A 14,638-nucleotide genomic window follows, 5' to 3' on the forward strand; every position below is an offset into this window, starting at 1 on the left:
AGGGCTAGGGATCTTCAGGGCAGTTGCAGCACCTGAACGGGCGAACCGGCAGGGATCTGGGTTGTCCCTACTGGCAGCACAGCCAAGGCATTGCAGCCGGCCAGACTGATGAGATTGCCGGAATTGAGGTTGGCGGCGGGCTGAAATTGGATCCCCTCAGGCCTGACCTGCAGCCGTCCCCAGAGGTAGTGTTCCCGCTGACCGTCAGCATGCAGATCCACCGGGCTGAAGGCGGAGAGGATCTGCCAGTAGGGGGGCAGGGATCCGCCCATTTTTCGCAGGGCCGGGTGCAAAAAGCGCCAGAAGGTCACCAGGGCAGAGGCAGGGTTGCCCGGCAGGCCAAAGTAGAGCTTGGGGGGGCCGTGGGGATTGGGAAAACGAGCCACCGTCAGGGGTTTGCCCGGCTTGATGGCCACGCTGCGGATGAAAATCTCGCCTCCCAACTCCTCCAGCACCTTTTCCACCAGGTCAAAATCCCCCACCGATACCCCTCCGGAAGAGATCACCCCATCGGCGGAGGCCAGGGCCTGCTGGACGACCTGCCGCAACACCTGGGGCCGATCCGGCACGATGCCCAACTGGATCGGGATCCCACCCGCTGCCTTGACCAGAGCCGCCAGGCCGTACTGGTTGGAATCCACGACCTGCCCCGGCTCCGGCACCTGCTGGATGGGCACCAACTCATCCCCTGTCGAGAACAGGGCTACCCGGGGCTGACGAAACACCGGCACCATCGCCTGTCGGATGGCGGCCAAAACGGCCAGCTCCGCTCCGCCCAAAGCCTGCCCTGCCGGCAGGAGGGGATCCCCCTGGCGGGCAAAGTCTCCCTGAGGCCGGACAAATTGGCCCCGCTGCGGACGCTGCAAGAGGCGGACGGTTCCCGGCGAAGGTTGCTGCGTGTCTTCCTGCATCACCACGGTGTCCGCACCGCCGGGCAAGATAGAGCCGGTGTAGAGACGCACCGCTTGTCCGGGCTGGAGATCTCGGGTGGGTGCCTTCCCGGCGGGGAGAGTCTCGATCACCTGTAGCTCACAAGGGATCCCCGCTTGCACATCTTCATGGCGCACGGCATAGCCATCCATACTGGAGGTGGGATGGGCCGGAAAATCCTGGGGGCTATACACAGTTTGGCTGAGAACGCGGCCTTGGGCGGATCCCAGCTCCACCCACTCTGGGCCCAGCGGCTGAGCCGCCTGCAAAATCAGGGCTTCTGCTTCCGCCACCGGCAGCATCACGGCTTTTAAACCCCCTTCTCCAACACCTTTCTTCAGCATCCAGAAGTCGGTTCCGCCAAGGCCATTAAAAACAACTTAAACTGCGGACAGCGGCCATCAATTCCGACCTTGGCATGAGAAGTGTATGACCAGGATCCCACCAAGCCCCAGAGCTGGCAAGAAGTCGCAGCAAGTTGCCCATTCGGAGTCTGCAACTCTTTCTACTTCGGGATCCCGGCCTTGTTGGGGAGATGGGGATCCCGGCAGCGTTGCAACCGGCCATAGGCTATCTGGCTGCTGTGACTGCGGAAGCTGGATACTGGTCGCGTAGCGGGCGTAGCCTTAGAACGACTGAGCGACCAGATAGCTCGAGCGCAGCAAGCGAGGTGTCCATGTTAAGTGCCGCCGTCATCCTCACGATCTTCCTTGGCTTCTGGGGAGTCGTGGTCAAGCGCAACCTCATTATGAAGATCCTATCTATGGATGTCATGAGCACCGGGGTCATCGCCTTCTTCGTGATCTGGGCAGCCCGGAGCGGTGTGTTCACCCCCATCTACAAACCCTGGCGCGAGCTGGACTATGCCGACCCGGTGCCTCAGGGGATCATCCTCACGGCCATCGTCATTGGCCTATCGGTACAAGCCTTGATGTTGGTGGGGGTGATGAAGCTGTCCCGCAATCATCCCACCCTCGAAGTCGAGAGCATCGAACAGGCAGTCGCGTCAGGGGCGCAGAGCACTTTTACCGATGACTGAGCTGACGCTGGTGTGGGTGGCATTGCCCTTTCTGCTGGCCTTCACAACCTACTTGATGCCGGCCCTGACCCGTCCCAGCTTGGTGGGGATGGCCGCGCTGACGGTGGCCTATGCGGTGCAGCAGGGGGGCTTGCCCGGCACAACCGCTGCGCCCTTGGAGCTGCAGCTTTTGGATCACTTCGGGGTGACGCTGCGGATCGATGCCAATGGAGCAGCGATGCTCTTGGCCCACGGCCTGGTCACGCTAGGAGTGGCCCTGTATTTGGATAGACGCTTTGCGGGCAGCCGCTTTCTGGCCATGCAGCTACTGATCGTGCACGGTAGCGCCAACGCCGTCATCATCAGTGCCGACCTGATCAGCGTCTACGTTTCCCTGGAGGTGCTCAGCATCGGCGTGTTTTTGCTGCTGACCTATGGGCGGCGGGCTGAGGGCCAACCCACAGTGGAAGAAAATGCTCCGCACCGCGATCGCCAGCTCTGGGTGGGGCTGCGCTACCTTTTCATGAGCAATGTGGCCATGCTCTTCTACCTGATGGGCGCAATCCTGGTCTATGTGCGCACGGGATCCCTGGCGATGAGCAGTTTGGCTATGGCCGACCCCACGGCCTTGGCGCTGATTGCTGTGGGTCTTTTGGCCAAGGGGGCGATCTTCGTTGCCGGCCTGTGGCTGCCCCTCACCTACGTTACCGCGGATCCCGTTGTTGCGGCGGTGCTCAGCGGTTTTACGACCAAAGCAGGAGCCATGGCCTTGGTGCGCTGCAGCGAGGCTTCGCCGGTCTTGGCCCAGGGGTTGCCCTACTTGAGCGCTGGTTCAGCCGTTTTCGGGATCCTACTGGCCCTGATGGCGAGCACGCCCCAGCACCTTCTCGCCTGGAGCTCGGTATCGCAGATGGGATTTGTGATTGCTGCCCCTCAATGGGCAGGTTTGTACGGTCTTGCCCATGGGTTGGCAAAGCCCTTGCTGTTTGTTGGAACAAGCGTGACCCATCCCTGGCGTTGGCCGATGCTGCTCTTGGGGACGGCTTCCCTGGCAGGGGTACCCGGCAGTTTGGGGTATGCGGCCAAGGCCCTCAGCTTGTCTGCTCTGGATCCCTGGCACGAGTGGCTGCTGGTGGGGGTTACCGTCGGCACCACTTGTTTAGGCGTGCGAGTGCTGCGGGCACCTGTTTCTCCAATGAAGGGGGCAACCACCTCTGCAACTCCTTGGCAAGATAAAGTGGCACTGGTGCTCTGGGGTGGGGGCTTGCTCTGGGGCTGGCTGCCGGCGGCCTTTGGCGCTGACAATCTTCTCAAAGCCCTGCTGAGCCTAGGCGTTGGGATCCCGCTGGGCTGGTTTTGGGAGCGGATCCCTTTGAAGAAAGGGTCGGTGAACGAGGGGCTGGAGGCCGTGGTGGGTGGCCTGAGCGTGGTGTTGGTGCTGGTTTGGGTTCTGTTTGGTGAGGTCAGTCATGGAGCGCTACCCTAAGCTGGGTCTATTGGAAATCGGCCTGCGGCTCTTGATTTGGTTTTTGCTGACGGGCAATCTGAGCTGGGACAATGTGGCCATTGGGGTAGCGGCAACACTGCTGCTGCCGCGCCAGGCTTCTGCACCGGTGCAATGGCGGGATTGGGGGCGGGTGCTCCAGGAAATTCTTCTCGCCATCCCAAGAGCCTACTGGGAAGCCTTCGAGATGATCCTCAAACCCCACACTGTTGAGGAGGTCGTTTACAAACAAACCCTGCCCAACCGTTCGGCGGGGCTGGTGTTTCTGGATATTTTTTTAATTACCTTCACGCCCAAAACCATCGTGCTCAATTGCAATGCCCAAGGCACTTATGAAGTCCATGTGCTCAAGCCGCGGGAGGACGTGTGAACCTACTGCTGTTTCTCCTGACCCTAACGCTGTGCTTGCCCCTGTATGCCGCTTGGCTGAAGGAAGATATTTGGCAGACGATGCTCGCCTTTGCCAGCTTGGCCACAAAGACGGCCATCCTGATTTTGGTGGTGTCGGTGGTGCGGGATGATTGGATGATCGGGATTGTGGGGGTTTTGATTTTGTCGGTGGGCAATGCGGCCTTAATGCTCTTGGCTCATGTACTGAAACGGCTGGAAATGCTTTAGAAAGGCCCTGGGGGTAGGTATGGAAGTCTGGGTGGAAGGTCTGAGCTATCTGTTGTTTGGGATTGGTGTGCTGTTTTGGTTGTGGGGAACGGCGCCGCTCCTTGGGGATCGCTCGATTTTATTTAAGCTGCACGGCCTTTCGGTGTCGGACACCCTGGGCTCGATGAGCATCATGCTGGGGCTGCTGTTGCGGATCCCACGGGAATGGCCCCTGTTGGTGTTGGCACTGATCTCCCTGGCTATTTGGAATACCATTCTGGGCTATGTGCTGGCGTTTTGCTCGCAGCGCAAGTCCCTATAGGAGGGCAGGATGGAAGAGACCCTGTTGCTGGTGATGGCGTTACTCCTGCCCCTGACGGCGAGCCTGGTGGTGACCCAGACCAATCCCTATCACGCCCTGGTGATGCGAGGGATCCTGGGGACGATTGCCGCCCTGATCTATGCGCTGTTTGGGGCGGCGGATGTGGCCCTGACCGAGGCACTGGTGGGCACCATGCTTTCTATTACCCTCTACGCCATTGCGGTGCGCTCTTCGCTGAGCATGCGCCTGGGCGTTCTCGAAGGCAGCCCTGTGCTGGAGGCCAGTACCTCAGCAGCACGGCAGTTGTTACAGCAGATGCGCCAAGGGCTACAGCGGTATCACATGCGCTTGGAGTTGGCCGCCTATGGGAGTTCGGAGGCGTTGGTGGCTGCTCTTCGCAGCCGAGAGGTACACACCATTGCCCTTGAGCCCGGTGGAGAAGCAGCAGAGTATCGCCTGGTTACACGCGTACCCCGCCTGCAGGCCATTTTGGCGCAGCAAGCTCTGGCCGCTGAGGTGATGGCGACATGAAGTGGGTGTACGGGATAGCGGTGCTGCTGGCAGCCCTACAGCTCATCGTGGGCGAGGTGGGATCCGTGTCCCCCAATCCCACAGCGGGCGTGGCCTTAGTCGAGGCGGTGGAGATTCTGGCCAGCGAAAGCGGTGTGCCCAACACGGTGACGGGTCTCATTCTGCGCAACCGCCTCTACGATACGGTCTTTGAAGTGGTGGTGTTTTCCACGGCAATTTTGGGCGCCCAATATCTGCTGGCGGATGAGCAGCCGACGGCCAATGTAGCTCAATTTACCGATATTCCCTCGATTGTGTTGGCGCGAGTGGGAGCCACCATTTCGGCTTTGATCGCGGTGGAGCTGGCCATTCGAGGGCACCTGACGCCGGGCGGAGGCTTTGCTGCCGGGGTGGCGGGGGGGACGGCCATTGGCTTGGTGGCGATCACCGCCTCTTCCACCTGGATGGAGGCCATCTACAAACGGTGGCGGGCTGCGATGTGGGAGAAGCTGTCGGTGGTGGCGTTTATCGGGGTGGCTGTGATGGCTCTGGCCGGCTGGGAATTGCCTAGAGGGGAGTTGGGGGATCTGTTTAGCGGCGGCTGGATCCCGATTCTCAATATTCTGGTGGCGATCAAAGTGGCGCTGGGATCCTGGGCGGCAGTTTTGATCTTTATTCGCTACCGCGGCTTGTTATGAGGGTCTAAATGGGTTAATGAGAGGTACCCCTGTCCCGGCAAAATCACGGACATTGCGAGTAACCAGGGTAAGTCCGTAAACCAAGGCTGTAGCAGCCAGTTGTTTGTCAATCGCATTTTGAGAGTGAGGTACGCACAGGCTTCCCCATACCTGGGCTTCGGTAATTGTGAAATCAAGAATGTGATCGGCATAGTCATCGACAACCGTTTGCAGCCACCTCTCCAGAAGGTTGGCTTGCAGATGATCGCCGCGATGGCGCATGAGTTCAACGCCTCGGCGGAGTTCGCCCAGCGTGATCACGCTGATGTAGATGCGGGCCTCTTGCTCAATGGCAGTTTGAAGAAATTCTTGAACCCCGGAGTTGGCTTGACTGTGTTTGCTCAGCTCACTGATGACGTTAGTGTCAAGCAAATACGTCATGGGCAGTGTTATCTTGCACTCGCTCAAAGTCTGAATCGTTGCCAACGTTAGGTATCGATCTGAGCACTTCGGCAAAGGACTGTTTCGCAGGCTGGAGTAAGACTTGCTCTAGGATTTTGCGGTGTTCGGCCTCTGCACTAACGCCGTGACGACTAGCCCTTTGTTTGAGAGCTTTGACAATGGCTTCGTCAACATTGCGAACAATTAACGTGGCCATAGAGCGTTTCCTCGATCGGCAGATCCCTGGGCGGCTTTGCTGCGACGATAGCATTGATATCATCTAAAGTTCAAGTTTTCCCGTCTATTGATACTGATGAAGAAGCTGCCCTTTTGCGGGTTGCCCCAGAGAACTCCTGCCTGCCAGGGATCCAAGCTCTGCCTGCTGTGCATAGCCTTTGAAAGCGCAACACCCAAAAAAGAGGGATCCCGATGAGCAACTTGACCTGCAGGTGACCTCTACAATAGAAGGCTGACTCTGCCACCTGGTGGGATCCCTATGCCGCGCCGCACCGATATCCACAAAATCTTGCTCATTGGAGCGGGGCCGATCGTCATTGGCCAAGCCTGCGAATTCGACTACTCGGGCACCCAAGCCTGCAAAGCCCTGCGGGAAGAGGGCTATGAGGTCGTTTTGGTCAACTCTAACCCCGCCACCATCATGACGGATCCCAGCATGGCGGAGCGCACCTACATCGAGCCGGTGACGGCGGACTTTGTGGCCAAAATTATCGAGCGGGAGCGCCCTGATGCTTTGCTGCCCACCATGGGCGGCCAGACGGCCCTCAACGTGGCGGTGCAACTGGCCCAGCAAGGGATCCTGGATCAGTACGGGGTAGAGTTGATTGGGGCCAAGCGGGAGGCCATTGAAAAAGCCGAAGACCGCGATCTCTTCAAGCAGGCCATGCAGCGGATTGGCTTGGCCGTGCCCCGCTCTGGCCTGGCCCACACCCTGGAAGAAGCCAAGCAGATTGCCCAGGAGATCGGCTATCCCCTCATCATCCGCCCGGCCTATACCCTGGGGGGCACCGGTGGTGGGGTGGCTTACAACCAGGAGGAGTTTGAAGAGATCTGCGCTGCCGGCTTGGAGGCCAGCCCCGTTTCCCAAATCTTGGTGGAAGAATCGGTCATCGGCTGGAAGGAGTTTGAGCTGGAGGTGATGCGGGATCTGGCGGATAACGTGGTGATCATCTGCTCCATAGAAAACATCGACCCAATGGGGGTGCACACCGGCGACTCCATCACCGTGGCCCCAGCCCAAACCCTCACCGACAAAGAATACCAGCGGCTGCGGGACTATGCCATCGCCATCATGCGCGAAATTGGCGTAGAGACCGGGGGATCCAACGTGCAATTTGCCGTCAACCCTGCCAACGGCGAGGTGCGGGTGATCGAGATGAACCCGCGGGTCTCCCGCTCTTCTGCTTTGGCCAGCAAGGCCACCGGCTTTCCCATCGCCAAAATTGCCGCCAAATTGGCAGTGGGCTACACGCTGCCGGAGATCCCCAACGACATCACCCGCAAAACTCCGGCCAGCTTCGAGCCCACCATCGACTATGTGGTCACCAAGATCCCTCGCTTTGCTTTTGAAAAATTCCCCGGCGCAGAGCCGGTTCTCACCACCCAGATGAAATCGGTGGGGGAGGCGATGGCCATTGGCCGCACTTTTCAAGAATCCATCCAGAAGGCCCTGCGCTCTTTGGAAATCGACCGTCCCGGTTTTGGCAGCGATAGGCCGGAGGTTTTCCCCAAGCCGGAGGAAGTGCGGGCCAACCTGCGCACCCCCAACCCCTTCCGCCTGCTCACCATCCGCACCGCTCTGCTCATGGGCTTTTCTGCCCAGGAGATTGCCCAACTCACCCACATCGATCCCTGGTTTATCGACAAGCTACAGGAGTTGGTGGAGGTGGAGCAAGCCCTCAAGGGGCGGGAGCTGGGATCCCTGAGCGCTGACGACTTGAGACACCTCAAGCAAATGGGCTTCAGCGACCGACAAATTGCCCACCTCACTGGATCCACGGAACATCAGGTGCGGGCCTGCCGCAAAAGCCTGGGGGTGATCCCCACCTACAAAACTGTAGATACCTGCGCCGCCGAATTTGAGGCTGCTACCCCCTACCAGTACTCTACCTACGAGAGCGAGTCGGAGATTTTCCCGGCCCGCAAAGAGAAGGTGATGATCTTGGGAGGTGGCCCCAACCGCATCGGCCAGGGGATCGAATTCGACTACTGCTGTTGTCATGCTGCCTTTGCCCTCAGCCGCCTGGGTTACGAAGCGATCATGGTCAACTCCAACCCGGAAACCGTTTCCACCGACTACGACACCGCTGATCGCCTCTATTTTGAGCCGCTCACCCATGAAGAGGTGATGAACTTGGTGGATGCTGAGCAGCCGGTCGGCCTGATCGTGCAATTTGGCGGTCAAACTCCCCTCAAGCTGGCGCAGGGGCTGGCAGCAGCCCAGGCTCCCATCTGGGGAACTTCCCCCGACTCCATCGACATTGCTGAGGATCGGGGGCGCTTCGAGCGCATCTTGCGGGAGTTGGATATTCGCCAACCGGCCAACGGCATTGCCCGCAGCGTGGAAGAAAGCTTGGAAATTGCCCGCCGCATCGGCTATCCGGTGGTGGTGCGGCCCAGCTACGTCTTGGGGGGACGAGCCATGGAGATCGTCTATTCCGACCAAGACCTGCAGCGCTACATGCAACTGGCGGTGGCGGTGGATCCGGATCGTCCGGTGCTGGTGGATCAGTTCCTGGAAGAGGCGGTGGAGGTGGATGTGGATGCCATTGCCGACCGCACCGGCGCTGTTACCATCGGCGGCATTCTGGAGCACATCGAGCAGGCCGGGATCCACTCGGGCGATTCGGCCTGTGTATTGCCCAGCCGCACCCTCAGCCCCGAGGTGCTGCAGGTGATTCGCCAATGGACGGTGAAGTTGGCCCAAGCTCTGAAGGTGGTGGGCCTGATCAACGTGCAATACGCCGTCCAAAAAGGTCAAGTCTATATCCTGGAGGCCAATCCGCGCGCCTCCCGCACCGTCCCCTTTGTCAGCAAGGCCATCGGCCATCCGCTGGCAGACTACGCCGCTCAAGTGATGAGCGGCAAAACCCTAGCCGAGCTGGGCTTTACCCAGGAGGTGATCCCCTCCCACATTGCCGTCAAAGAAGCGGTTTTGCCCTTCCACAAGTTTCCCGGCACCGACACGCTGCTGGGGCCGGAGATGCGCTCCACCGGTGAGGTGATGGGCATTGACACGGACTTTGGCCGCGCTTACGCCAAAGCCCAACTGGCGGCGGGGCAGAATCTGCCTCTCCAGGGGACGGTGTTCATCAGCGTCAGCGACCGGGATAAACAGGCGGTCATCCCGGTAGCCCGCGAGTTTGTGGAGCTGGGCTTTCGCCTATTGGCCACCGAAGGAACCCAAAAGGTTTTGGCCGAGCACGGGATCCCGGTGGATAAAGTCCTCAAGCTGCACGAGGGGCGGCCCCACGTCATCGACGCCATCAAAAATCACCAGATTCAGCTCATTATCAACACCCCTTCCGGTGTCGAGGCGCAGCAAGATGGCCAAAAGATCCGCCGCACTGCCCTGGCCTACAAGATCCCTCTGGTGACAACCCTGGCAGGAGCCAAAGCCACCGCGGCTGCCATCCGTGCTTTGCAGTCGGGATCCCTGCAGGTGAAGTGCTTGCAGGATTTTTTCTCTGTCTAGGATTCTGGAAAAAAAAGCAGGTCCCGGACGGCACCTCTTTCCTAAACCTATCCTTAAGAAACGTCTGCTCAAGCTTGGCTGCCATCAACTGCCAGTGACCGACCTTCGCCGGGAAGCTCTCAAAGACCTCCAAATTGCAACATATCGGTGCTGATTTGTATCGACAAATCCATTTTTTTCACATTCCCGTTGCGAAAGTTAGGGATCCCTGTCGGCGTCCCTAAAACTGTCTAGCCTGAAAGAAGGAGACGCTTTTGGCGGTCGGCGCGGGAAGAGTTTTGCCCCGTTCAAGGAAGCCGACAAAGCAAAGAATGGTTTTGTCTCTTTAGGAGTTGGCCTATGAGTACTGTAGTTCGCCGCTCCTCGGCTGCACGGCAGCTCTGGAGTTGGAATGGCTTTTGTCAATGGATAACCAGCACCGAAAACCGGCTGTACATCGGCTGGTTTGGCGTGTTGATGATCCCGACCTTGTTGGCAGCAGCCTTTTGTTTTGTAATCGCTTTTGTTGCTGCTCCGCCGGTGGATGTGGATGGGATCCGCGAGCCGGTGATCGGCTCTTTGATAGGGGGGAACAATCTCATCTCGGCGGCGGTGGTGCCCACCTCAGCGGCCATTGGCCTGCACTTTTATCCCATTTGGGAAGCCGCTTCTTTGGATGAATGGCTCTACAACGGCGGCCCCTACCAACTGATCGTGCTCCATTTCCTGATCGGGGTGTGGTGCTATCTGGGCCGGCAATGGGAGCTGAGCTATCGCTTGGGCATGCGTCCCTGGATTGCGGTGGCGTTTTCCGCTCCGGCGGCGGCGGCTACGGCGGTGCTCTTGGTTTACCCCATCGGCCAGGGCAGTTTCTCGGAAGGCTTGCCCCTGGGGATCGCCGGCACCTTCTACTTCATGCTGGCTTTCCAGGCGGAGCACAATATCCTCATGCACCCTGCTAGCTGGCTGGGGGTGGCCGGCGTCTTTGGCGGCGCTCTGCTGGCCTCCCTGCACGGCTCCCTGGTGATCTCCAGCCTAATCCGCGAGACCTCGGAAGAAGAGTCACAAAATGCCGGCTACCGCTTCGGGCAGGAGGAAGTCACCTACAACTTCCTGGCCGGGCACTACGCGTTCTTGGGGCGGCTGGGGTTCCCCGGCCTGGGCCTGAGAAACAGCCGTTCCGTCCACTTCTGGATGGCGGCCCTGCCCACAGTGGGGATTTGGGCGGCGGCAATAGGTATCGGCATAATGGCCTTTAACTTGAACGGCTTGAACTTCAACCAGTCCATCCTGGACAGCCAGGGCCGCTTCATCCCCACCTACGCCGATCTCCTCAACCGCGCCAATCTGGGGATCCAGGTGATGCACGCCCCCAACGCCCATCATTTTCCCTTGCTGCTGGCGGCTCAACCCTAAGGCAGGCTAGGGGCAGTCCAGCCGGAAAGCGCGGTGAATAGCTTGCAAGGCCGGGATCCCTCGATCCCGGCGCACTACACAGCTCACCTTGATCTCCGAGGTGGCGATCATCTCGATGTTGATTCCGGCTTCGGCTAGGGCTGCAAACAGGCGAGCAGCCACGCCAGGGTAGGTTTCCATCTCGGCGCCGACAATGCTGACCTTGGCAATGTCGTGATCTGCGTCAACGCCTGCCGCCTGGAGTTCTTCGGCCACCTGCCGGCAGACTGCCTCAGCAGCCATCGCTTGATCCTGAGGCACGGTAAAGGCAATGTCGGTACTGGGGATCCCGTTGTGGTAGCCCCGCTGGCTTTGGATGATGGTGTCCACGATGATCCCGGCAGCCGCCAAGCGCCCGAACAAATGGGCGGCAGTTCCCGGACGATCCGGCACTTTGCGAAGGCCCAGCCGCGATTGCTTCAAATCCAAGGCAACACCGCGTACCGGGTGGCTGTCTTGAGGGGCAGCCGGCATCTTTGCCCGATGCAAGTGGGGGATCACCTGGAACGACTCTCCCAGAGCCAAGGCGGCATCACCGGCCCGCTCCGCAGCCACCACACAGCTCACCTTGATCTCGGACATGGAGATCATCTGCAAATTGATCCCGGCCTCGGCCAGCACCTGGAACATTTGCGCCGCGATCCCAGGTCGGCCCATCATCCCCACCCCGGCAATGCTGACTTTGGCCACCGCCTCATCCACAATCACCGCTGCACACTGCAGCTCTTGGCCAATCCGCCGGGCAACGGCTGCAGCCTCGGTCACCTGCGACCGGCTGACCGTGAAGGCAATGTCATTGGTGGGCTGGGGCACGGATCCCTGCGGCAAGGAGTCCGTCCCGCTGGCGTGAGCGGCTGTGAACTGGAGGGACTGCAAAATCAAATCCACATTCACCCCTGCCGCCGCGATCCCCTGAAAGAGCTGGGCGGCAATGCCAGGGCGATCCGGCACCCCCACCAACACCAACTTGGCCTGATCCCGATCCAGCTCCACCGTATCCACCGCCAGGCCCAGCTCGATACTGCTGTCGGCAGCACGAGGACGGGGGGGAGGAGAAAGAATGAGAGTGCCCTCGCATCCCGCCTGCAACGGCTCCAAGCTGGAGCGCACCCGCAGCTTCACACCGTAGTTGCGGGCAATTTCCACCGAGCGGGGATGCAGCACCTGGGCCCCCAAGCTGGCCAGCTCCAACATTTCATCACTGGTGATCTCCGGCAACAGCCTGGCCTCAGGCACCTTACGCGGATCCGTGGTGAAGATCCCCGGCACATCGGTGTAGATCTCACACAGCTCTGCTCCCAAAGCCACTGACAAGGCCACCGCCGTGGTGTCGGATCCCCCCCGACCCAGGGTGGTGATCTCCAGCTCCGCCAGGCTGGTGATGCCCTGAAACCCGGCCACCACCACCACCTCTTCCCGCTCCAGGTGCTGCCACAGGCGGTCGGTGTGGATGTGCAAAATGCGTGCCCGGCTGTGATCCCGAGTGGTGACAATGCCCACCTGGGCTGCCGTCAGGGAAAGGGCAGGACACCCCAAGCGTTGCAGCGCCAAGGCCACCAGGGCAATGCTCACCTGCTCACCGGTGGAAAGGAGCATATCCCATTCCCGCAACTGGGCCGGTGTGGTCGGGGATCCCTGCAAGATCTGCTCCCCCAAGCCCACAAGGCGATCGGTTTCATCCCCCATCGCCGAGACCACCACCACCACCCGATGCCCTGCCTTCACCGTGTGGGCCACCCGTTGAGCCACGGCCTGGATACGCTCCACAGAGCCGACAGAGGTACCGCCGTACTTTTGAACAATTAAGCTGCGTTGCATGAGAGGAGAACGAGGTCAGGGGCGGTTTGGATCCTACCCCGGATCTAGGCCAAGCCCAGTCCATTTTGCAAAAACGGCGGCACCGGCAGCAGGATCAGCACCAGCAGCGTTAGCATCCCCAGCCCCAGCAGATCCCGGGCCTCGTCCAGTTCCGTCACATCGTTGAGGGCCGGCTCGTCAGCACTGGAAATCACAAACAGCAGCAGCGCCCAGAGCAACAGCCAAGGCTGCACCGTCAAAGCCAGCAGCAACACCAACCAGCGGGCTACCCGGCCCACATTCGCTCCCATCTGCTGTCCATACACTGCGTGGACAATGTGCCCTCCATCCAGTTGGCCCACCGGCATGAGGTTAAAGGCAATCACCACCAAGCCCAGCCAGCCGGCAAAGGCTAGCGGGTGCAGCTCGATCACCTGCCCCGGCTGCAACTGATCCCCCAGCACCATGCGGGCCAGAATTGCCAGCAGCACCGATAGGCGCGGGTCAATGCGATGAAAACTAATCGGGGTCGGCTGCCCCTCCGGCACCGCGGGAGGATCTGCAGGCGCTGAAAACAACAGCCCCAGCAACAGCATGCCCAAAGCAACAAGGCTCCCTGCCAGCGGCCCGGCGACGGCGATATCAAACAACACCTTGCGGTTGGGCACCGGCTCTTTCAACTGGATAAACGCCCCAAAAGTCCCTAGGACAAAAGGCACCGGGATGAAATAGGGCAGCGAGGTTTTGATGTGGTGGCGGCGGGCCACCCAGTAACGAGTCCACTCATGGGATCCCAAAATGGCAAGGATCCCGACCGCATAGGGCAACCCTTTCATCAGAGAGGGCAAATGCAGCAGCCGGTCAGGGCTAACCCCAGCCGCGTGGGCCCCAGCACTGAGGGTCGTCCAGAAGGTGAATAGCAACAGCCCCAAAGCCAGCAGCGGCAACTCTCGACTGTCCGCCAGGGAGCGCCGCGCCGCCGGGTTGGGCACCAAGGCAAAAAAGGGCTTACCGGCAAACCCCTCCTGCAGCACCACCAAAAAGCGTTTGCCGAAAGTGGTTTCCACGTTTTGCTGCACCCGCTCATAGGCTTCACTGGGATCCGCCCGCAAGTTGCCCCGGCAGATGATCGCCTGGGGGCGGTACTCCACATTTTGCAAATAAAAGACGTTCCAGGGGAAGCAGTGGCTCAGCTTTTCCCGCGGCACTTCGGAGATGGGGGTGTGGGCAAGAGCCACCGAGACCGGATCTGCGGCGCTGTCTTCTTCCTCTTCCTCCGGCTCAGGTTCTGCAGCCGGCGAGGGATCCGCTTCTGGGGATGCGTTTTCCACTTCGGGCCGAGGGTCTACGGTTGGGGGTCGAATGCCCCCTCGTCTCACCAAGGTCATGCTGGTAAAGTAGGAGGTGAGAAACAGCAGCAACATCAGCAAGGGAGGCAATTCGTACTGAAACACCTGACGCCCCAGCACCCAAACCAAAGGGGGCAGCATCATCACCAGCCACAGGATCCGCCACGGCACCTTCGAAAGGCGGGCCACACTTTTTTGCAGCAGCAGGTAGGTTGCAGAACCCACCAGCGCCAACAGGATCCAATCTGCCATGAGTTGCAAAAATAAACGAGGGAACGGAGGAGAACACCTCTACCAAGCTAGCGGCAAATCCAATCCCCTCGCTACAGCTTGCAGCCGGGATCCCT

General features: G+C 60.0%; 14 protein-coding genes. 9 read left to right on the forward strand and 5 right to left on the reverse strand.

The genetic code is table 11. The features are described from left to right. Window positions 1-14 precede the first annotated feature (14 nt). Entirely contained in the window at window positions 15-1,274 is a 1,260-nt protein-coding gene (glp, locus tag NW838_RS10850) for a gephyrin-like molybdotransferase Glp (protein ID WP_414428034.1), read from the reverse strand. Window positions 1,275-1,606: 332 nt separating this feature from the next. Between glp and NW838_RS10855 the strand changes: the two genes are divergently transcribed. From NW838_RS10855 to NW838_RS10885, 7 genes are read left to right on the forward strand one after another with little or no spacing between them, the layout of a single operon-like run. Next, window positions 1,607-1,969: a cation:proton antiporter subunit C gene (locus NW838_RS10855; RefSeq protein WP_414406349.1), complete on the forward strand. Its 363-nt coding sequence runs from the start codon at window positions 1,607-1,609 to the stop codon at window positions 1,967-1,969. Next, a complete protein-coding gene (locus NW838_RS10860) occupies window positions 1,962-3,434 on the forward strand; it encodes a cation:proton antiporter (protein WP_414428035.1) in 1,473 nt (490 codons plus the stop codon). The genes NW838_RS10855 and NW838_RS10860 overlap by 8 nt, the downstream gene beginning before the upstream one ends. Continuing rightward, a complete protein-coding gene (locus NW838_RS10865; protein ID WP_414357737.1) occupies window positions 3,418-3,822 on the forward strand; it encodes a cation:proton antiporter in 405 nt (134 codons plus the stop codon). Before NW838_RS10860 ends, NW838_RS10865 begins: the two co-directional genes overlap by 17 nt. Next, window positions 3,819-4,070 (forward strand): hypothetical protein, encoded by a 252-nt coding sequence (locus NW838_RS10870; protein ID WP_011431878.1) that lies wholly within the window; start codon window positions 3,819-3,821, stop codon window positions 4,068-4,070. Before NW838_RS10865 ends, NW838_RS10870 begins: the two co-directional genes overlap by 4 nt. A 19-nt stretch (window positions 4,071-4,089) precedes the next feature. Continuing rightward, complete coding sequence (locus NW838_RS10875; protein WP_011431879.1) at window positions 4,090-4,371, forward strand: monovalent cation/H(+) antiporter subunit G; 282 nt, start codon at window positions 4,090-4,092, stop codon at window positions 4,369-4,371. A 9-nt stretch (window positions 4,372-4,380) separates the two neighbouring features. Continuing rightward, the gene (locus tag NW838_RS10880) at window positions 4,381-4,902 is read left to right on the forward strand and encodes a DUF4040 domain-containing protein (protein ID WP_414357736.1); all 522 of its coding nucleotides are present in this window, start codon (window positions 4,381-4,383) and stop codon (window positions 4,900-4,902) included. Beyond that, window positions 4,899-5,579: a Na(+)/H(+) antiporter subunit B gene (locus tag NW838_RS10885; RefSeq protein ID WP_414357735.1), complete on the forward strand. Its 681-nt coding sequence runs from the start codon at window positions 4,899-4,901 to the stop codon at window positions 5,577-5,579. Before NW838_RS10880 ends, NW838_RS10885 begins: the two co-directional genes overlap by 4 nt. Here the strand turns inward: NW838_RS10885 and NW838_RS10890 are convergent. Together NW838_RS10890 and NW838_RS10895 are read right to left on the reverse strand one after the other, a co-directional pair. After that, window positions 5,574-5,999: a type II toxin-antitoxin system VapC family toxin gene (locus NW838_RS10890; RefSeq protein ID WP_414357734.1), complete on the reverse strand. Its 426-nt coding sequence runs from the start codon at window positions 5,997-5,999 to the stop codon at window positions 5,574-5,576. The two genes, NW838_RS10885 and NW838_RS10890, sit on opposite strands and share 6 nt — an antisense overlap. Then, on the reverse strand, window positions 5,983-6,216 hold the full coding sequence (locus NW838_RS10895) for a FitA-like ribbon-helix-helix domain-containing protein (RefSeq protein WP_071818136.1): 234 nt from the start codon (window positions 6,214-6,216) through the stop codon (window positions 5,983-5,985). Before NW838_RS10895 ends, NW838_RS10890 begins: the two co-directional genes overlap by 17 nt. Before the next feature lie 279 nt (window positions 6,217-6,495). Between NW838_RS10895 and carB the strand changes: the two genes are divergently transcribed. Both carB and psbA read left to right on the forward strand, forming a co-directional pair. Beyond that, window positions 6,496-9,711: a carbamoyl-phosphate synthase large subunit gene (gene carB / locus NW838_RS10900; protein ID WP_414357733.1), complete on the forward strand. Its 3,216-nt coding sequence runs from the start codon at window positions 6,496-6,498 to the stop codon at window positions 9,709-9,711. A 339-nt stretch (window positions 9,712-10,050) separates the two neighbouring features. Continuing rightward, complete coding sequence (gene psbA / locus NW838_RS10905) at window positions 10,051-11,106, forward strand: photosystem II q(b) protein (RefSeq protein WP_414357732.1); 1,056 nt, start codon at window positions 10,051-10,053, stop codon at window positions 11,104-11,106. Between the two features lie 6 nt (window positions 11,107-11,112). On the opposite strand, the gene NW838_RS10910 is transcribed toward psbA, so the two are convergent. Then, window positions 11,113-12,963: an aspartate kinase gene (locus tag NW838_RS10910; RefSeq protein WP_414416316.1), complete on the reverse strand. Its 1,851-nt coding sequence runs from the start codon at window positions 12,961-12,963 to the stop codon at window positions 11,113-11,115. Between the two features lie 44 nt (window positions 12,964-13,007). After that, complete coding sequence (locus NW838_RS10915) at window positions 13,008-14,543, reverse strand: site-2 protease family protein (protein WP_414428036.1); 1,536 nt, start codon at window positions 14,541-14,543, stop codon at window positions 13,008-13,010. Window positions 14,544-14,638: the final 95 nt, after the last annotated feature.

Origin of the sequence: Synechococcus sp. R55.2, from assembly GCF_047462075.1 — a bacterium.
Lineage (GTDB): Bacteria > Cyanobacteriota > Cyanobacteriia > Thermostichales > Thermostichaceae > Thermostichus.